The organism is Thioclava sediminum, from assembly GCF_002020355.1.
GTDB lineage: Bacteria > Pseudomonadota > Alphaproteobacteria > Rhodobacterales > Rhodobacteraceae > Thioclava > Thioclava sediminum.
The window spans coordinates 154,040-171,177 of the sequence record NZ_MPZV01000001.1; the positions used below are offsets into that span (position 1 = coordinate 154,040).

Below are 17,138 nucleotides of genomic sequence, written 5' to 3' on the forward strand. Positions count from 1 at the left end.
TCCACCGAGAGCGTCAGGTGCGCGCGACATTCATGCGGCAGGCCGCCGCCAGCTTTCGCGGTGATAAGCGCTGTCCCAGAACCGCCATTCATGCCAGCAACTGCGGGCGAAGGCGCGGTGCATCCGCTGGCGGGCGGCCTCATCGGCCTTCGCGCCCAGCCTGTCGGTCAGCGCCAGCATCCGTTCCACGCTGTGATCGAAAGCCTCGCCCGAATAGGTCGCGATCCAGGCGGCATAGGGGTTCGCGTCCCCGCTGACCTGCGCGATCTCCCGGCCGATGTCGCGGTAAATCCAGAAACAGGGGAGTAGCGCCGCCACCGCCTCGGGAAAATCGCCGGTCGTGGCACTGCGCAGCAGGAAGGACACGTAGTGATCGCAGGCGGCAGAGGGTTCGATCTGCGCGAAATCGTCGGCCGAGACGCCGAACAGCCCCATGTAATGCGCGTGCAATTCCCGCTCGACCGCGATCGCGCCTGCCGCCGAACCTGAAAGCTGCGCGACGGTCGGTGCATCGGGGGCCTTCGCGGCGGCGAGCGCGAGGGCCCGGGCGAAGCCTTCGAGGTAATGGGCGTCCTGAATGATGTAGCCTTGGAACGTTTCCGGATCGAGGCGGCCCTCCGCCAATTCGCGATTGAAGGGCATGTCGTGGATCTGGCGGCGCAGCGGCGCGGTTGCCTGCGCGAGGTCTTGGGTGAAGCTCATCGGCCTACCTCCTGAAATGTGTGGAAATGGTGCACCGGGCCGTGGCCCGAGCCGACGGACAGCCGATCGGCCCCAGCAATCGCGGCGCTCAGATAGGCTTTCGCGCGGCGGGTGGCGTCCGGAAGCGGACGCCCCGCCCCGAGCCATGTCGCCAGCGCAGAGGACAGGGTGCAGCCGGTGCCGTGGGTGTTGCGCGTCGCAATGCGCGGTGCGTCGAGGCGGAGTTCCTCTTGCTCGGTGACCAGCAGGTCCGGGCTTTGTTCGCCCTGCAGATGCCCGCCCTTCAGCAGCACCGCACGCGGCCCGAGCGCGCGGAGCGCATGGGCCTGATCGCGCATCTCCTCAAGCGTCGTCGCCTCGGCGCAGCCCAAGAGATCAGCGGCCTCGGGCAAGTTCGGCGTGATCAGATCGGCGCGCGGCAGGAGAGCGCGCAGCGCGGTCACCGCCGCCTCTGCCAGTAGCCGATCGCCGGCTTTCGCGACCATCACCGGGTCGAGCACTACCGGACACTCGAGCCCGGTCAGCCCCTCGGCCACGGTCTCGATGATCGCGGCATCGCCCAGCATCCCGATCTTGATCGCGTCGATCCGAATGTCATCGCGCAGCGAGGCCATCTGTGCCGCGATCAGGCCGGTGTCGCACAGGCTGACCGCCTGCACGCCGCGCGTATTCTGAGCGGTCAGAGCCGTGATCACGCTCATCGCGTAGCCGCCATTGGCGGAAATGGCTTTGATGTCGGCCTGAATGCCCGCCCCGCCCGATGGGTCGGAGCCTGCAATGGTGAGGATATTGGGGATCATATGTCGCTCCATGCGTTGCGCAGGGTTCGGGTGGCGCGCGCCATGTCAGGCGCGCGCGAGATGGCGGAAATCACCGCGACACCGGCACCGCCAGCCGCGTGGATTGCGAGCGCGTCAGTGGCGGTGATCCCTCCGATCGCGAGACAGGGAAGGTCCGTGCGTGCGGCGATCTTGGCAAAGCCCGCATGTCCGATCGGGGCGGCGTGGTCGGGCTTCGAGCCGGTCGCGTGGATCGGGCCGACACCGAGATAGTCGACGCCCGCGGGCACAACCGCGATCTGCGCCTCCGTCTCGATCGACAGGCCAAGGATCGTGTCGGGCCCGATCCTGCGACGGATCGCGGCGGGATCGCCATCGCTCTGGCCGATATGGAGGCCAGCGGCACCGATCTCGATGGCCACGGCGACCCGGTCATTCACGATCAGCGGGACATCATAGGGCGCGAGCGCCGAGATCAGCGTCCGGGCGAGTGCTGCGAACTCCGCATCGGGGAGCGTCTTGTCGCGCAGCTGCACCCAGCCCGCGCCGCCCTCAGCCGCAGCGATTGCCTGCGCGATCACGGGCTGCGGGGCGTCCGGGTCGGTGACGAAACAGATGGGCGGGATCATGCGGGTTCGATCCGTGCGCCGGCGGTCAAGGCTTCGGCGTCGATCGCATGGAGCGCATCGAGGAAGGCGACCTGAAAGCTGCCCGGGCCTTGGGCGCTTGCGCCAGCGCGTTCACCCGCAAGCCCGAAATAGGCAAGTGCAGCGATCACGGCTTCGAACTGGGGCTGGTCTGCGAGAAAGGCGGCGACCACACCGGTGAGCGAACAGCCCAACGCGGTCACGCGGGGCATCATCGCATGGCCATTCGCAACCCGCGCGGCCTGCGTGCCGTCAGTCACGAAATCGACCGCGCCGGTCACCGCGACCACCGCCCCGCTGTGGCGCGCCAAGGCCCGCGCAGCGTCTTCAGCCGTCTCGACGCTCTCGGTGGAATCCGCCCCTTTCCCCGCGGCGGCCTCACCCGCAAGCGCGAGTATCTCCGAAGCGTTGCCGCGGATCACCGTCGGACGCAGTTCCACCAGCCGCGCCCCGAGCGCGCGCCGATAATCCGTCGCGCCGACCGCGACAGGATCCAGCACCCACGGGATGTCTCTGGCGCGCGCGACCGTGGCGGCGGCCTCCATCGCCTCCGCCCATGGCGGAGATACCGTGCCGATATTGATACTCAGCGCCTGCGCGAGACCGGCGAACTCGGCCGCCTCTTCGCGCGCATGGACCATCGCGGGCGAGGCGCCCGAGGCCAGCAGCACATTCGCCATCACGTTCATCGCGACATAGTTGGTGATGTTGTGAACGAGCGGCGCGGTCTTCCGCATCGTTGCGAGATATTGTCCGGGGTCTTCCATCGCACTCTCCTTGGCTGCGGGCAGCAAGAGGAGTGCGAGGGGGGCAAAGGCGGGACTGCGCCTGACCGTCTCACGCGCCTCCCTCCGCCGGCATTATCCGGTTCAGGTTCTAAGGGTTCGTCTCAGCCCGGCTTCCCGAGCGCCCCTGTCGCTTCGCCCAAAAAGGTGACACCGTCGGAGCCGTCCGTCAAGCGGGGTAACGACAAGCGGTTGGACGACCAACGGGGGCCTCGATGGTTCGCGTCTGTCCGATCGCGCGATCGTTGCGATCTATCCGGCGCGCCGCCCTTGCAGAGCCCTGCCCCATCCTTTAGAGGCCCGCTCAACCGGTCGCAGCCTACCCGGTCATCAAAACAAGGGTTCAAATATGAAGACTCTCGTCATCTGCTCGGGCGGACTCGATTCCGTATCGCTCGCCCATATCGTCGCCGCTGAGGGTAATCTCACGCGGCTCGTCTCCTTCGACTACGGCCAACGGCACCGCAAGGAGCTTGATTACGCCGCCGCCGCCGCGCGCCGTCTTGGCGTGCCGCATCATCTCATCGACATGCGCCCCATCGGGGCCGCGCTGACCGGGTCGGCGCTGACCGACGATATCGATGTGCCCGACGGGCATTACGCCGAAGAGACGATGCGCATCACCGTCGTCCCGAACCGCAACGCGATCATGCTAGCCATCGGCTTTGGTGTGGCCGCCGCAAATGGCGACGAGGCGGTGGCGACTGCGGTGCATGGGGGCGATCACTTCATCTACCCCGATTGCCGACCCGCCTTCACCGAGGCCTTCGATGCGATGCAGCGCATGGCGCTCGATGGTTATGCCGATGTGCGGCTGGAGACGCCTTTCGTGCATCGCTCCAAGGCCGACATCGTGGCCGAGGGCGCCAAACATGGCACGCCCTTTGCCGAGACGTGGTCGTGCTACAAGGGCGGCGAGGTGCATTGCGGGCGCTGCGGCACCTGTGTCGAGCGGCGCGAGGCATTCCACCTTGCGGGCGTCGAAGACCCGACCGTCTATGCCGATCCCGATTTCTGGGCCAAGGCCGTCGCCGAGAAGGAGGCCCGCTGATGTTCCGTATCCGCAAGGAATTCCACTTCTCCGCCTCGCATCAGCTTGCGCATCTGCCCGAAGATCATCAATGCGCACGGCTGCACGGGCACAATTACATCGTGGTGGTCGAACTGGCCGCCGCGTCGCTCGATGAAAACGGGTTCGTGCGCGACTATCACGACCTGAAACCGCTCAAGACCTATATCGACGACACTTTCGATCACCGGCACCTGAACGACGCGATGGACGTGCCCTCGACCGCCGAGAATATGGCCAAGCATTTCTACGACTGGTGCAAGGCACGATGGCCCGAAACCAGTGCGGCTCTGGTCAGCGAGACGCCCAAGACCTGGGCGGAATACCGTCCATGACGACGCTGCGCATCGCCGAGATTTTCGGCCCGACCATTCAGGGCGAAGGCGCGCTGATCGGCGAGCCCACGCTCTTCGTGCGCGCGGGCGGCTGCGATTACCGCTGTTCGTGGTGCGACAGCCTCCACGCGGTGGACAGCGCCTATCGCCACACATGGGCACCGATGAGTTCCGAGGAAGTCTGGGCGGAGCTGCGCCGCCTGTCGGGCGACCGCCCGCTGACGATCTCGCTCAGCGGAGGCAACCCGGCCATTCAGGATTTCGGACCGCTGATCGCGCTCGGGCGAGCCGCCGGCTACCGCTTCGCCTGCGAGACGCAGGGCTCCGTTGCGCGACCGTGGTTCGGCGATCTCGAGACGCTGGTGCTGTCGCCCAAGCCGCCCTCGAGCGGAGAGCAGGTCGATTGGGACGCCTTTGCCGATTGCGTGGCAGCCGGACACTCGGCCCGTAGTACCGTGATGAAGATCGTGATCTTCGACCGCGCGGATTACGATTGGGCGAAGGACGCCCATGCCCGCCACCCGGATCTGCCGCTCTATCTTCAGCCGGGCAATCCCGAGGTCGACCCGGAGGTTCCGGTCGATCCGCAGGGTCTGGCCGACCGGCTTGGCTGGCTGACCGACACCACTATGGCGGATAACTGGTTTGCGCCCCGTATTCTGCCGCAGCTTCATGTTCTGATCTGGGGCAACAAGCGCGGCGTTTGATCCACCTCGGGTCGGACGCCCCGAACATCATTCGGGCGCGACCCGCGTCACGCAGCGGTACGGTTTGCGAAACTCGTGACGCGACGCACCATTTCGTCGAAATCGAACGGCTTCAGCAAGACTTCAGTATCCGTAAGCGTCGTGGCCGTTGCCGCTTCCTCGTCATACCCGGTCATGAACATCACTCTGAGATCTTCTCGCGCCTCTCGCGCCCGGGCTGCGAGTTCCCGGCCCGTCATCCCGCCCGGCAAGCCGATATCCGTCAGGAGAAGCGTCACCTCGGGCTGGTCCTGCAGGACCTGAAGCCCGGCCGCCGCATGGGCCGCCTGATAGACCGTGAAGCCTGCCTCTTCCAACGCCTCCACGACGACGAAACGCACGATTGCCTCATCGTCGACGACGAGGATCGTGTGTCCGCCCCCTGTGGCGGGTTCCTCACTGACTGGCAGGTCCTCTTCGGCGCGCGCGACCGTCTCGACCGAGCGCGGAAGGAAGATGTTCACGGTCGTCCCCTTGCCCAGTTCGGAGTCGATCGTCGCGCATCCGCCGCTTTGGCGCGCGAACCCGTAGACCATCGAAAGCCCGAGGCCGGTGCCCTTCTCGCTGGGCTTCGTCGTGAAATAGGGATCGAAGGCTTTCGAGATTTCCTCCGAAGTCATTCCCGTTCCGGTGTCGTGCACGGACAGCCGCAGGTAGTCGCCGGGCGGAAGCTCCGAGTTCTCGGTCTCGATGGCCTCGTTGGTCGTGCTGATCGTGATCGTGCCACCATCGGGCATCGCATCGCGCGAATTGATGCACAGATTGAGAAGCGCGCTCTCAAGCTGGTTCGGGTCGACCATCGCGGGCCAAGCCTCCCCGTCGCCCTCCGCCCTTACCAGAATATGCGGCCCGATGGTGTGCCGCATCAGGTCTTCCATGCTGCGGACCAGCTGCGGCACGTCGGTGGGCTTGGGCATCAGCGACTGCTGACGCGAGAAGGCGAGCAAACGCTGCGTGACGCTGGCTGCCCGCTCGGTCGACGCTTGCGCGGCTTCGAGATAGCGCAGGATTTCCTCGCGACGCCCGTCTTCGAGCCGCTTTGCGACGAAGTCGAGCGACCCGGAAATCGCCGTGAGGAGATTGTTGAAATCGTGGGCGAGCCCCCCGGTCAACTGCCCGACGGCCTCCATTTTCTGGGCCTGCCGGAGCTCTCCCTCCCGCTGCATGAGCTTCGCGGTCTGCTCTTCGACGCGCTGCTCCAGCGTTTCATTCAGCTTGGACAGCTCGGCCGCCGCCTTGTCGCGCTCTTCGAGAATGGCGCGCCGGTCATCGAGATCCATCAGAACGCCTGCGAAGATGCGCGGCGTTTCGGCCTCCATCCGGCCATTGGCTTCGACCCAGTGATACAGCCCGTCGGCCCGCTTGACGCGAAACTGATATGCATACGGCGTCGTCTGCTGCGTGGCGCGATCGATCGCCGCCATCAGCCCCGGCTTGTCGTCCTCATGAACGTTCACGACAATCTGGTCGATCGTCAGACCTGCAGCGCCCTGCGCGGGATCGAGCCCCATGCTGCGCGAGAATTCTTCATCGAGATCGAAGGTTTCGCTGTCGAGATACCAGACCCAGGTGCCAAGGATCGCCCCGGCCGAGAGCGCGCGTGCGATGTGACGCGCGTTTTTTTCCGCGCGGCGCTGGCTGTCCCGTAGCTCGCGCTCTTTCCGTTTGCGTTCGGTGATATCGCGAAACAGAACCGCGACCTGCGCCTTCGCGGCGGGCTCCACCCGCGTCGCGGAGACCTCGACGTGGCGCCCAACCTCGACAAATTCGCGCTCGAACCTCAGGGGCTCCCCGGTTCTGAGCACTTCGCCGTAGATTTTGACCCACTCGGCCCCGTCTTGCGGTGCGACATCGAACACGGTCTTGCCGACGATACCATCGATCCCGGTATGTCTTTCGTAACCGGAATTGGCTTCGATATGGACATAATCGCTGAGGGGGCCTCTGGGACCGTCGATGAACTGGATGACGCAGAATCCGTCATCGATCAGCTCCATCAGGGCCTTGTAGCCGGCATCAGGAGCCGCGTCGTCCTCAGTTCCGCGCGCATCACGCCGGAAAGCTTCTTGCCAAGTCACATAAGATCCAATGCAGGTAAGTGCGTCTCCACCACGCATCACAAGTATAGCTTTTCCTTAATCTTACAAACATGTTTCGGTCACATAAAAAAAGGTGGACGAATTGCCGCGAGAAAAATTATCTATAAAGCATGACGGATACACCCCATGAAACACATTCGCAGCGCATCGCGCGGATACTTTCGGATCGCATCATTTCCGGTGAGATTCCGCCCGGCGCCCGCTTGAGACAGGACCATATCGCGAGCGAGTTCGGCGCGAGCCACGTCCCGGTGCGCGAAGCCTTTCGCGAATTGCAGGCACGCGGATTGGCCGAGAGCGAAGCGCGCCGCGGCTTTCGTGTGACCGAGTTCGACGTGGCCGAACTGCGCGAAGTGGCGGAGATGCGCGCCAGCCTCGAACCCTTGGCGCTGCGCCATGCGGCCCCAAACATGACACGCGCGATTCTCCTGAAAGCTGAACAGGTTACGCGGATCGGAGACAGCGCCAGAACCGTCCGTGACTGGGAGGCCGCGAACCGTCAATTCCACCAGTTGATCCTGACACCCTGCGGGATGCCACGACTTCTGGAGACGATCGACAATCTGCAGACGACCAGCGCACGCTTCCTTTTCGCCGCCTGGCGCCGCGACTGGGAAGCCCGCTCGGACCATGACCACCGGATCATCATTACCGCCCTCCACAAGGGACAGACAGACCTGGCCTGCGCAACCTTGGCACGCCATGTCGGCTGGATAGGAAAACGCAAGTCATCGATAAAAAATGCCGAAGCACACGAGACTTACGTGATTTCTGGCTAATTATCTATAACTTTAATTGATAGCTCCGGATGTGCCTGCATAGTCATAGATAGAAATTCCAACTATCGACTGAGGACAGGTTCAATGACGGTTTTCGACACTTCCCAGAAGCTCACTCACACTCTCTGGCGCGGCCTTGGCGTCGCGCTTTGCGGCGCTGCCCTGATCACACTCGGCGCGAAGCTTCAGGTGCCTTTCTGGCCCGTGCCGATGACTTTGCACACGCTTGCGGTCTTCTTCATAGCAGCGAGCGTCGGCCCCAGAATGGCGGCTGCCGCAATGGCCACCTATCTCATGATGGGCGCTATGGGAGCGCCGGTCTTCTCGGGCACACCCGAGCGCGGCATCGGACTGGCCTACATGATGGGACCAACCGGGGGCTACCTGCTGGGCTTTCTGCTGGCGGCGCCCATGATCAGCGTGCTCGCACAAGGTCGAGGCTGGCTCGGCAGAGCGCTGGCGATGCTTGCAGGGCTGATCGTGGTCTATGCCGCGGGCCTCGCCTGGCTCGCCAATTTCGTGCCCGCGTCAAAACTTCTCGCAACCGGCGTCGTGCCGTTCGTTCCCGGGGATCTGGTCAAGATCGCAATTGCCAGCGGTCTCGCAACAGGCCTCACTCGCCTGAAGGAGCGCGCGTAATCATGGCGGGAGGCATCAGAAACGATTGGAGCATGGCGCAGGCGAAAGCGATCCACGACCTGCCCTTCCCCGAGCTTCTTCACCGGGCGCAAACGGTTCACCGCGCCCATTTCGACCCGAGCGCGATCGAAACCGCGAGCCTGCTGTCGATCAAGACCGGCGGCTGCCCGGAAGATTGCGGGTATTGCTCCCAATCCGCGCATTACGAGACCGGCGTGAAAGCCACCAAGCTGATGAAGACCGAAGAGGTTCTGAGCGCGGCACGACGCGCGAAGGCCTCAGGTGCGCAACGGTTCTGCATGGGCGCGGCGTGGCGCAGCCCGAAGGATCGCGACATGGATGCGCTGTGCGAGATGGTGCGCGGCGTCTCCGATCTGGGGTTGGAGACCTGCATGACGTTGGGCATGCTCTCGCCGCAGCAGGTCGAGAAGCTGAAGGCGGCGGGGCTGGATTTCTACAACCACAACATCGACACGTCGCCGGACTATTACCAGGAGATCGCGACGACCCGCACCATGGAGGATCGACTCGATACGGTCGAAAATGTGCGCAAAGGCGGCATTCGGGTCTGTTGCGGTGGGATCTTGGGCATGGGCGAGGCCGAGGCGGATCGGATCGCCATGCTGGTGACGCTCGCCACCCTGCCCGCGCACCCGGACAGCGTGCCGATCAACCTCTGGAACGAGATCGACGGCGTGCCGGTGCAAAAGAATGCCGAGCCGGTCGACCCTTTCGCGCTGGTGCGGGTCGTCGCACTTGCGCGGATCCTGATGCCCGCGTCGGTGGTGCGGCTTTCGGCAGGCCGCACCGGGATGAGCGACGCGTGGCAGGCGCTGTGCTTCCTCGCGGGCGCGAACTCGATTTTCGTGGGAGATCAGCTTCTGACCACGGATAACCCCGCAGCCTGGAAAGATCAGGATCTGTTGGCGCGGCTGGGCATGCATGTGGCCCCCGCGAAGCCGCGTGTCGAGCCGGCACCCGTGGCTTGAGCGCGCGACCGTCTCGGGCAACTCGCCCGAGACGGTTAACGGAAGCATCCCGTGAGCTCACGCTCAGATCAGCGCTGACCTTCCGCCTCGGCAACATGGCCTTTGACCTTCAGGAAGCTGTCCGGCGTCACCGAGATCGAGTCGATCCCGAACTCCACCAACCTGCGGGCGAATTCCGGGTAGTTCGACGGCGCCTGACCGCAGAGCCCGACCTTCGCGCCCACGCCATGCGCTCTTTCGATGACGCTCCGGATCATCCACTGAACGGCGGCATGCCGTTCGTCGAACAAGGGCGCGAGCCGGTCGCTGTCGCGGTCGATGCCCAAGGTCAGCTGCGTCAGATCGTTCGACCCGATGGAGAAACCGTCGAAGCGCTTGGCGAATTCCTCGGCAAGGATGACATTCGAGGGCACTTCGCACATCACGTAGATCTGCAGCCCGTTGGCGCCGCGCACCAGCCCTTCCTCGGCCATCACCGCCAGCACGCGGTCGGCCTCCTCGGGCGTGCGGCAGAACGGAACCATCACCAGCACATTGTCGAAGCCTGCCTCTTCGCGCAGCCGCCGGATCGCCCGGCATTCGAGCCGGAACCCCTCGACATAGGCGGGATCGTAATAGCGCGAGGCGCCGCGCCAGCCGATCATCGGGTTGGATTCCACCGGCTCGAATTGCCGCCCGCCCAAGAGGTCGGCATATTCGTTCGTCTTGAAATCGCTCAGCCGCAGGATCATCGGGTTCGGATAGGCCACGGCGGCGATCCGGGAGAGCCCCAGCGCCAATTGATCGACGAAATACTCGGCCTTGTCCTCGTATCCCCTTGTGAGCGTTTCGATTTCCTCCCGCACGTCCGTCTCACGGATATCGGAGAAGTGCAGCAGCGCCATTGGATGGACCCGGATCGTGTTCGAGATCACGAATTCCATCCGCGCCAGACCGACACCGTCGATCGGCAGCCGCCACCAGCGCGCGGCAATGGCCGGGTTGGCGAGGTTGAGCATGACTTTGGTCTTGGTTTCCGGCACCGCGTCGAGGTTCAGATCTTCGACCGTGAACTCGGCAAATCCGTCATAGACCAGACCTTCGTCCCCTTCGGCACAGCAGACGGTCACCTCCTGCTCGTCATGCAGCACATGGGTGGCATCGCCACAGCCGACGATGGCGGGCACGCCCAATTCGCGGCTGACGATGGCGGCGTGGCTGGTTCTGCCCCCGTGATCGGTGATGATGGCAGAGGCTCGTTTCATGACAGGCACCCAGTCGGGGTCCGTCGTCGAGGTGACGAGGACCGAGCCGTCCACGAAATCGTCGATATCCTTGACGTCTTCGATCAGGCAGACCCGCCCGGTGGCGATCTGCTCGCCGACCGACAGGCCGCTGACGACGACCGGACCGTGCGTGCCGATGGTGTAGCGCCGCAAGGACCCCGCAGAGACCCGCGACTGTACCGTCTCGGGGCGCGCCTGCACGATGTAAAGCTTGCCCGTGACGCCGTCTTTCGCCCATTCCATATCCATCGGCTGCCCGTAATGCGCTTCGATGGTGGCCGCTTGTTGCGCGAGGTCGAGCACCTCGTCATCCGACAGGACGAACTTCCCGCGCTCGGCTTTCGAGGTCGGCACGTTGCGCACCGGGCTCGGGGCGTCCGGCCCGGCATAGATCATCTTGATCTCTTTCGCCCCGAGCTTCTTCTCGATGATCGGCTTGATCCCAGCCTTCCCGAGGAACGGCTTGTAGACCTGAAACTCGTCCGGCGTCACCGCGCCCTGCACGACATTTTCGCCCAAGCCCCAGGCCGCGCTGATCAGCACGACCTTGTCGAAGCCGGTTTCCGTGTCGATCGAGAACATCACCCCCGACCCACCGATATCGGAGCGCACCATCTGCTGGACGCCCACGGAAAGCGCGACATCGAGGTGATTGAACCCTCTGAGCTTGCGATAGGTGATCGCGCGGTCGGTGAAGAGCGAGGCGTAGCACTTGCGGCAGGCGGTCAGAAGCTCCTCTTCGCCCGCCACGTTGAGATAGGTCTCCTGCTGACCGGCGAAGCTGGCATCGGGGAGGTCTTCGGCCGTCGCGCTCGAGCGCACGGCGACGGACACCTCGGGCACCCCTGCCCGCTTCGACAGATCGCGATACGCCTCCCGGATCGCGGCCTCGGTCGAGGCGGGCCAATCGCCCGCCACGATCGTGTCGCGAATGCTCTGACCCGCGACGTGAAGGCTGATCTTGTCGGCATCGTAATCCGCGAGATAGCCCGCGATGGCCTCGGTCAGATTGTTTTCATCGAGAAACATCCGATAGGCATCGGAAGTGGTGGCGAAGCCCGGCGGGACCTGAATGCCCTTGGCGCCAAGCTCCTGCACCATCTCGCCAAGCGAAGAGTTCTTGCCGCCCACAAGCGCGACATCCTCGCGGCGTAAGCTATCGAAAGGAATGACTTCTTTCTTCGTGGCCATGAGCTCGCCTCCCCTGTTTGCACCTGCGGGCACTTTATCGCAGAGGCGCATTTTGACCTTGATCTTTGTCAACGCGGGCCCGCCTGTCCCACATCCCCCAATCCGTTCTGGACAGCGCCAGATTTTCCTGCGATCAAATCCGGGATGGTGTCCGGCCCCAAAGGGTCGGCTGAAAAGGGAACACGGTGCGGGCGATGCCCAACTCCGTGACTGCCCCCGCAACTGTAAGCGGCGAGCGCCACCGGAAACGCCACTGACCTGCAAAGGTTGGGAAGGTCCGGTGAAGCTACGACCCGCGAGTCAGGAGACCTGCCATCTCGGATGTGCGCTTAGCGCATCTCGGTCACCTTAAACCCGGGCGGGGTGCCCTGGGACGGAGAGACGAGAGATGGACCAGATCGGACCTCGCATATCGCCGTGCCGCGACCACTCCCGCCCTTTTGCGCGGAGGGCGCGATGCTTTTGGAACGAACGCTTTCACTGCTACAACTCGATATAGGACCGATCTCGCCGCTGCGTGCGCGTGAGCTGGGCACGTTGGGCTACATGGAATGGCTCGGCGGGCTGCCGGGCGACATGCCCTATGCGAAGGCGGCGATCACCGCCCATACGCAGGCCTATCCGTTCGGCGCAACCTCGCCCGCCGTCGCGGTGTTCTGCGAGTTGCTGCTGGACTCCCTGAGCCCGCAGCCTTTCGCCCTGCCGATCGAGATGCCCCCGCCGCTCCGGCGCGGCGGCGCTCGCGCCCGGCGCGGCCTCTGAGCCTGTTTTTCGTCTTGCGGTCGCATCCTGCGGCCCGGCCGAGGACCATTGCAGCAGGAAACGGCACTCCGTTTCCTGTGAGGCTCGGCTTTTCCAAACGATGGTCATGGATGAACTGAGAGGATCTCTCCATGAATGACAACAAACTGACCCGTCTGCTCGACGCGCGCCCGGTGATCTGCGCCGAGGGCTTCCTGTTCGAACTGGAACGGCGCGGCTATCTGACCGCCGGGGAATTCGTGCCCGAGGTGGCGCTCGAATACCCGCAGGCGCTGCGCAATCTGCATGTCGATTTCCAGCGCGCCGGCAGCGATATCGTCGAGGCTTTCACCTATAACGGCCACCGCGAGAAGATGCGCGTGATCGGCAAGGAAGACCTGCTGGAGCCGCTCAACCGCGCGGCGCTGAAGATCGCGCGCGAGGTTGCCAATGCGAAGACCGGCAACCTGATGGCAGGCAATATCTCGAACACGAATATCTGGGACCCGGCCGATCCGGAACGGCAGGCCGAGGTGCGCGCGATGTTCGACGAGATGATCGGCTGGGCGGTTGAGGAAGGCGCGGATATCATTATCGGCGAGACCTTCTACTACGCGGGCGAGGCGCTGTGCGCGCTGGAGGCCGCAAAAGCGTCGGGGCTGCCGGTGGTACTGACGCTGGCGCCGATGGCGGGCAACGAGATGATGGACGGGGTCGGAATCGTCGAGACCTGCCAGCAGCTCGAACAGGCGGGCGCCGATGTCGTCGGGCTGAACTGCTTCCGCGGGCCGCAGACAATGATGCCGTGGCTGCGCAAGGTGCGCGCGGCGGTAAGCTGCCATGTCGGCGCCCTGCCCGTGCCCTACCGGACCACGAAGGCGGAGCCCACCTTCTTCAACCTCTCCGATCACAACGGCTGCACCTGCCCCTCGCCGCATGGCCGGACTTTCCCGACCGCGCTCGATCCGCTGGCCTGCAACCGCTACGAGATCGGCGCCTTCGCCCGCGAGGCGCAGGCGATCGGGGTGAATTACCTCGGCGTGTGCTGCGGGGCGAGCCCGATGCATATCCGCGAAATGGCCGAGGCCGTGGGCCGCGAGACCGAGGCCAGCCGCTTCTCGGAGCGCATGGAGAACCACTTCATGTATGGCCAGAACGCCCGCCTTCCGGCGCATATCCGGGCGCTTGGCGACGGCGCCTGAGGCTTGACGCAGCCCTGCCGCGCGAGAGTTTCGCGCGGCAGGGAAATCTATATATTGACACCCATCCACCCTACCGCCCAATATGATGTTGCTTTGGTTCCTGCGAGTCACTCCGCAGGCGAAGAGGGAAGCCGGTGAAATTCCGGCGCTGCCCCCGCAACTGTAAGCGGCGAGCCTTAGGTCCGAATGTCACTGGTGCGATGCGCCGGGAAGACGGACCCAGAGGCGCTCGAGCCGCGAGCCAGGAGACCTGCCAGAGCAGATAGACGACGACCGCGGCGGAGGGCCCGGGCGCGTGGCAGTGTGCTTTGCGCCCTGCCCACGAGCCTTGTCCCGCGCTGCCGACAGCAAACAAAGGGACAGGAACCATGACCATCACCGTCTACTCGAAACCGGCCTGCGTGCAATGCACCGCAACGACCCGCGCGCTCGATGCCAAGGGGATCTCCTATGACGTGATCGACCTGACCGAGGATGCCGCGGCGATGGAGATGGTGCAGGATCTCGGCTACCGGCAGGCGCCCGTGGTGATCGCGAACGAGGATCACTGGGCGGGCTTTCGCCCCGACATGATCAACCGGTTGGCCTGAGACCTAGCCGCGATGGGACAGGCCAAGCTGATCTATTACTCTTCGGCTTCGGGAAACACGCAGCGCTTCGTGGAGCGGCTGGGCCTGCCCGCGCTGCGCCTGCCCGTCTCGGCTGAGGGGCCGATGCCGACCCCGCTCGGCCCCTATGTCCTGGTCTGCCCGAGCTACGCCGACGGCAAGGGGCGCGGCGCGGTCGCGAAACCGGTCATCGCCTTTCTCAACGATCCCACCCGCCGCGCGGGCCTGCGCGGCGTCATCGCCAGCGGCAATCGCAACTTCGGCGCGCTCTTCGCCTGCGCGGGCGATCTGCTGGCGCGCAAATGCAATATCCCCGTGCTTTACCGGTTCGAGCTGGCAGGCACGGACAGTGACATCGACCGCGTGCGCGCAGGTCTCGAAACCTTCTGGAGGCAGGAATGCTCGATAGCGACGTGAAACCGAGCGGGGCCGCGGCCTCGGAATTCGCGGGGCTTGATCACCACGCGCTCAACGCAATGCTCAATCTCTATGACGCGGAGGGCAATATCCGCTTCGACGCCGACCGGATGGCGGCGCGGCAATATTTCCTGCGCCATGTGAATCAGAACACGGTGTTCTTCCATTCGCTGGACGAGAAGCTCGGCTATCTGGTGGAGGAAGGCTATTACGACGCCGCCGTGCTCGATCAGTATTCGCGCAACTTCCAGCGCGCGATCTGGGACGCGGCCTTTGCGGCCAAATTCCGCTTTCCGACCTTCCTCGGCGCGTTCAAGTACTACACCTCCTACACGCTGAAGACCCGTGACGGGCAGCGCTATCTCGAACGCTACGAGGATCGGGTCGTGATGGTGGCGCTGACGCTCGCGCGCGGCGACGAGGCGCTGGCGATGCGGCTGATGGAGGAGATGCTGGCGGGCCGCTTCCAGCCCGCGACGCCCACCTTCCTCAATGCGGGCAAAAAGGCGCGCGGCGAATTCGTGTCGTGTTTCCTGCTGCGGCTGGAAGACAACATGGAAAGCATCGGGCGCGGCATCAACTCGGCGCTGCAACTGTCGAAACGCGGTGGCGGCGTGGCCCTGATGCTGACCAATATCCGCGAATATGGCGCACCGATCAAAGGGATCGAGAACCAGTCCTCGGGCGTGATCCCGGTGATGAAACTGCTCGAAGACAGTTTCAGCTATGCCAACCAGCTGGGCGCGCGTCAGGGCGCGGGCGCGGTCTATCTGCACGCGCATCACCCCGACATTCTGCGCTTCCTCGACACCAAGCGCGAGAATGCGGACGAGAAAATCCGGATCAAGACGCTGAGCCTCGGCGTGGTGATCCCCGATATCACCTTCGAGCTCGCGAAGAAAAACGAGGAGATGTATCTCTTCTCGCCGCATGACGTGGAGCGGGTCTATGGCTGCGCCTTCTCGGAGATTTCGGTCACCGAGAAATATCACGAGATGGTCGACGACGCGCGCATCCGCAAACGCAAGATCAACGCCCGCGCCTTCTTCCAGACACTGGCCGAGATCCAGTTCGAGAGCGGCTATCCCTACATCATGTTCGAGGACACGGTGAACCGCGCCAACCCGATCGCGGGGCGCATCACCATGTCGAACCTGTGTTCGGAGATTCTGCAGGTGGCCGAGCCTTCGGAATTCGATGAGGATCTGGGCTATGCGCGGATGGGCACGGATATCTCGTGCAATCTGGGCTCGCTCAACATCGCGAAGGTGATGGATGGCGGCGATCTCGGCGCGAGCGTCGGCGCCGCGATCCGGGCGCTCTCGGCAGTGTCGGAGATGAGCGCGATCAACGCCGTCCCCTCGATCCGCAAGGGCAACGAGGAAAGCCACGCGATCGGTCTGGGCCAGATGAACCTGCACGGTTTCCTCGCCCGCGAGCGCATCCATTATGGCAGCCCCGAGGGGATTGAGTTCACCTCCGTCTATTTCGCCGCCGTGGCCTATCACGCGCTGGCGGAATCGAACCGGCTGGCGGTGGAGCACGGGCGCAGTTTCAAGGGGTTCGAGGCCTCTGCCTATGCCGATGGCAGCTTCTTCGAGACATACGTGACCCGCGACTGGCTGCCTGAGAGCGACACCGTCGTCGCCCTGTTCGACCGCTTCGGGATCGCCCTGCCCTCGCGCGACGACTGGGCCGAGCTGCGTGAACGGGTGATGGCAACCGGCCTGTGGAACCGCAACCTGCAAGCCGTGCCGCCGACCGGCTCGATCAGCTATATCAACAACGCCACCGCCTCGATCCACCCGATTACCGCGAAGATCGAGATCCGCAAGGAAGGCAAGATCGGCCGGGTCTATTACCCCGCGCCCTACATGACGAACGACAATCTGGAGTTCTACCGCGACGCCTATCAGATCGGCCCCGAGGCGATCATCGACACCTATGCGGCGGCGACCGAGCATGTCGATCAGGGCCTGTCGCTGACGCTGTTCTTCCCCGCCGAGGCCACGACCCGCGACATCAACCGCGCCCAGATCTATGCATGGCGGCGCGGCATCAAGACCATCTACTACATCCGCCTGCGCCAAGCGGCCCTTGAGGGGACCGAGGTGCAGGGCTGCGTTTCCTGTTCCCTGTGAGGCC

General features: G+C 64.3%; 17 protein-coding genes and 3 riboswitches. Of the genes, 11 read left to right on the forward strand and 6 right to left on the reverse strand.

The window, feature by feature from the left end:
• Window positions 1-30: 30 nt before the first annotated feature.
• From tenA to thiM, 4 genes are read right to left on the reverse strand one after another with little or no spacing between them, the layout of a single operon-like run.
• Window positions 31-702 carry a thiaminase II gene (gene tenA / locus BMI91_RS00560; RefSeq protein WP_078603619.1) on the reverse strand — a complete coding sequence of 224 codons (672 nt, stop codon included), beginning with the start codon at window positions 700-702 and terminating at the stop codon, window positions 31-33.
• On the reverse strand, window positions 699-1,502 hold the full coding sequence (gene thiD, locus BMI91_RS00565; RefSeq protein WP_078603620.1) for a bifunctional hydroxymethylpyrimidine kinase/phosphomethylpyrimidine kinase: 804 nt from the start codon (window positions 1,500-1,502) through the stop codon (window positions 699-701). The genes tenA and thiD overlap by 4 nt, the downstream gene beginning before the upstream one ends.
• Complete coding sequence (gene thiE, locus BMI91_RS00570) at window positions 1,499-2,110, reverse strand: thiamine phosphate synthase (RefSeq protein ID WP_078603621.1); 612 nt, start codon at window positions 2,108-2,110, stop codon at window positions 1,499-1,501. Before thiE ends, thiD begins: the two co-directional genes overlap by 4 nt.
• The gene (thiM, locus tag BMI91_RS00575) at window positions 2,107-2,895 is read right to left on the reverse strand and encodes a hydroxyethylthiazole kinase (RefSeq protein WP_078603622.1); all 789 of its coding nucleotides are present in this window, start codon (window positions 2,893-2,895) and stop codon (window positions 2,107-2,109) included. The genes thiE and thiM overlap by 4 nt, the downstream gene beginning before the upstream one ends.
• Window positions 2,896-2,957: 62 nt before the next feature.
• Window positions 2,958-3,052: riboswitch (TPP riboswitch) on the reverse strand.
• A 210-nt stretch (window positions 3,053-3,262) separates the two neighbouring features.
• On the opposite strand from thiM, the gene queC reads away from it, so the two are divergent.
• Genes queC through queE form a run of 3 tightly spaced genes read left to right on the forward strand, consistent with a single transcriptional unit; the run spans window position 3,263 to window position 5,024 of the window.
• A complete protein-coding gene (gene queC, locus BMI91_RS00580; protein ID WP_078603623.1) occupies window positions 3,263-3,964 on the forward strand; it encodes a 7-cyano-7-deazaguanine synthase QueC in 702 nt (233 codons plus the stop codon).
• Window positions 3,964-4,317: a 6-carboxytetrahydropterin synthase QueD gene (gene queD / locus BMI91_RS00585; RefSeq protein ID WP_078603624.1), complete on the forward strand. Its 354-nt coding sequence runs from the start codon at window positions 3,964-3,966 to the stop codon at window positions 4,315-4,317. The genes queC and queD overlap by 1 nt, the downstream gene beginning before the upstream one ends.
• A complete protein-coding gene (queE, locus tag BMI91_RS00590; RefSeq protein ID WP_078603625.1) occupies window positions 4,314-5,024 on the forward strand; it encodes a 7-carboxy-7-deazaguanine synthase QueE in 711 nt (236 codons plus the stop codon). The genes queD and queE overlap by 4 nt, the downstream gene beginning before the upstream one ends.
• A gap of 47 nt (window positions 5,025-5,071) precedes the next feature.
• On the opposite strand, the gene BMI91_RS00595 is transcribed toward queE, so the two are convergent.
• Entirely contained in the window at window positions 5,072-7,060 is a 1,989-nt protein-coding gene (locus tag BMI91_RS00595) for an ATP-binding protein (RefSeq protein ID WP_244176523.1), read from the reverse strand.
• A 212-nt stretch (window positions 7,061-7,272) separates the two neighbouring features.
• On the opposite strand from BMI91_RS00595, the gene BMI91_RS00600 reads away from it, so the two are divergent.
• The 3 genes from BMI91_RS00600 (at window position 7,273) to bioB (ending at window position 9,569) form a co-directional block, all read left to right on the forward strand.
• Window positions 7,273-7,941, forward strand: coding sequence for a GntR family transcriptional regulator (locus BMI91_RS00600; protein WP_078603627.1), 669 nt, complete (start codon window positions 7,273-7,275; stop codon window positions 7,939-7,941).
• Window positions 7,942-8,025: 84 nt separating this feature from the next.
• On the forward strand, window positions 8,026-8,580 hold the full coding sequence (locus BMI91_RS00605; protein ID WP_078547038.1) for a biotin transporter BioY: 555 nt from the start codon (window positions 8,026-8,028) through the stop codon (window positions 8,578-8,580).
• A gap of 2 nt (window positions 8,581-8,582) precedes the next feature.
• Window positions 8,583-9,569 carry a biotin synthase BioB gene (gene bioB, locus BMI91_RS00610; RefSeq protein ID WP_078603628.1) on the forward strand — a complete coding sequence of 329 codons (987 nt, stop codon included), beginning with the start codon at window positions 8,583-8,585 and terminating at the stop codon, window positions 9,567-9,569.
• Between the two features lie 68 nt (window positions 9,570-9,637).
• Here the strand turns inward: bioB and ppsA are convergent, their stop codons facing one another.
• The gene (ppsA, locus tag BMI91_RS00615; protein WP_078603629.1) at window positions 9,638-12,025 is read right to left on the reverse strand and encodes a phosphoenolpyruvate synthase; all 2,388 of its coding nucleotides are present in this window, start codon (window positions 12,023-12,025) and stop codon (window positions 9,638-9,640) included.
• Between the two features lie 128 nt (window positions 12,026-12,153).
• Window positions 12,154-12,356, forward strand: a riboswitch (cobalamin riboswitch).
• Window positions 12,357-12,481: 125 nt separating this feature from the next.
• On the opposite strand from ppsA, the gene BMI91_RS00620 reads away from it, so the two are divergent.
• The 5 genes from BMI91_RS00620 to nrdE all read left to right on the forward strand — a co-directional run bounded on the left by BMI91_RS00620 (window position 12,482) and on the right by nrdE (window position 17,134).
• Window positions 12,482-12,787, forward strand: coding sequence for a hypothetical protein (locus tag BMI91_RS00620; protein ID WP_078603630.1), 306 nt, complete (start codon window positions 12,482-12,484; stop codon window positions 12,785-12,787).
• 131 nt (window positions 12,788-12,918) lie between these two features.
• Window positions 12,919-13,968, forward strand: coding sequence for a homocysteine S-methyltransferase family protein (locus BMI91_RS00625; protein ID WP_078603631.1), 1,050 nt, complete (start codon window positions 12,919-12,921; stop codon window positions 13,966-13,968).
• A gap of 77 nt (window positions 13,969-14,045) precedes the next feature.
• Window positions 14,046-14,240, forward strand: a riboswitch (cobalamin riboswitch).
• A gap of 96 nt (window positions 14,241-14,336) precedes the next feature.
• A complete protein-coding gene (gene nrdH, locus BMI91_RS00630) occupies window positions 14,337-14,558 on the forward strand; it encodes a glutaredoxin-like protein NrdH (RefSeq protein WP_078603632.1) in 222 nt (73 codons plus the stop codon).
• Window positions 14,559-14,570: 12 nt separating this feature from the next.
• On the forward strand, window positions 14,571-14,993 hold the full coding sequence (nrdI, locus tag BMI91_RS00635; protein ID WP_078604429.1) for a class Ib ribonucleoside-diphosphate reductase assembly flavoprotein NrdI: 423 nt from the start codon (window positions 14,571-14,573) through the stop codon (window positions 14,991-14,993).
• The gene (gene nrdE / locus BMI91_RS00640; RefSeq protein ID WP_078603633.1) at window positions 14,975-17,134 is read left to right on the forward strand and encodes a class 1b ribonucleoside-diphosphate reductase subunit alpha; all 2,160 of its coding nucleotides are present in this window, start codon (window positions 14,975-14,977) and stop codon (window positions 17,132-17,134) included. Before nrdI ends, nrdE begins: the two co-directional genes overlap by 19 nt.
• Window positions 17,135-17,138 lie beyond the last annotated feature (4 nt).

Bases quoted from the DNA above. Each gene is read 5' to 3' on its own strand.
- nrdE (WP_078603633.1), top strand. From the start codon at position 14,975: ATGCTCGATAGCGACGTGAAACCGAGCGGGGCCGCGGCCTCGGAATTC.
- ppsA (WP_078603629.1), bottom strand. From the start codon at position 12,025: ATGGCCACGAAGAAAGAAGTCATTCCTTTCGATAGCTTACGCCGCGAG.
- bioB (WP_078603628.1), top strand. From the start codon at position 8,583: ATGGCGGGAGGCATCAGAAACGATTGGAGCATGGCGCAGGCGAAAGCG.
- nrdH (WP_078603632.1), top strand. From the start codon at position 14,337: ATGACCATCACCGTCTACTCGAAACCGGCCTGCGTGCAATGCACCGCA.
- BMI91_RS00625 (WP_078603631.1), top strand. From the start codon at position 12,919: ATGAATGACAACAAACTGACCCGTCTGCTCGACGCGCGCCCGGTGATC.
- queC (WP_078603623.1), top strand. From the start codon at position 3,263: ATGAAGACTCTCGTCATCTGCTCGGGCGGACTCGATTCCGTATCGCTC.
- thiD (WP_078603620.1), bottom strand. From the start codon at position 1,502: ATGATCCCCAATATCCTCACCATTGCAGGCTCCGACCCATCGGGCGGG.
- BMI91_RS00605 (WP_078547038.1), top strand. From the start codon at position 8,026: ATGACGGTTTTCGACACTTCCCAGAAGCTCACTCACACTCTCTGGCGC.
- thiM (WP_078603622.1), bottom strand. From the start codon at position 2,895: ATGGAAGACCCCGGACAATATCTCGCAACGATGCGGAAGACCGCGCCG.
- BMI91_RS00595 (WP_244176523.1), bottom strand. From the start codon at position 7,060: ATGGAGCTGATCGATGACGGATTCTGCGTCATCCAGTTCATCGACGGT.
- BMI91_RS00600 (WP_078603627.1), top strand. From the start codon at position 7,273: ATGACGGATACACCCCATGAAACACATTCGCAGCGCATCGCGCGGATA.
- thiE (WP_078603621.1), bottom strand. From the start codon at position 2,110: ATGATCCCGCCCATCTGTTTCGTCACCGACCCGGACGCCCCGCAGCCC.
- nrdI (WP_078604429.1), top strand. From the start codon at position 14,571: ATGGGACAGGCCAAGCTGATCTATTACTCTTCGGCTTCGGGAAACACG.
- queE (WP_078603625.1), top strand. From the start codon at position 4,314: ATGACGACGCTGCGCATCGCCGAGATTTTCGGCCCGACCATTCAGGGC.
- tenA (WP_078603619.1), bottom strand. From the start codon at position 702: ATGAGCTTCACCCAAGACCTCGCGCAGGCAACCGCGCCGCTGCGCCGC.
- queD (WP_078603624.1), top strand. From the start codon at position 3,964: ATGTTCCGTATCCGCAAGGAATTCCACTTCTCCGCCTCGCATCAGCTT.
- BMI91_RS00620 (WP_078603630.1), top strand. From the start codon at position 12,482: ATGCTTTTGGAACGAACGCTTTCACTGCTACAACTCGATATAGGACCG.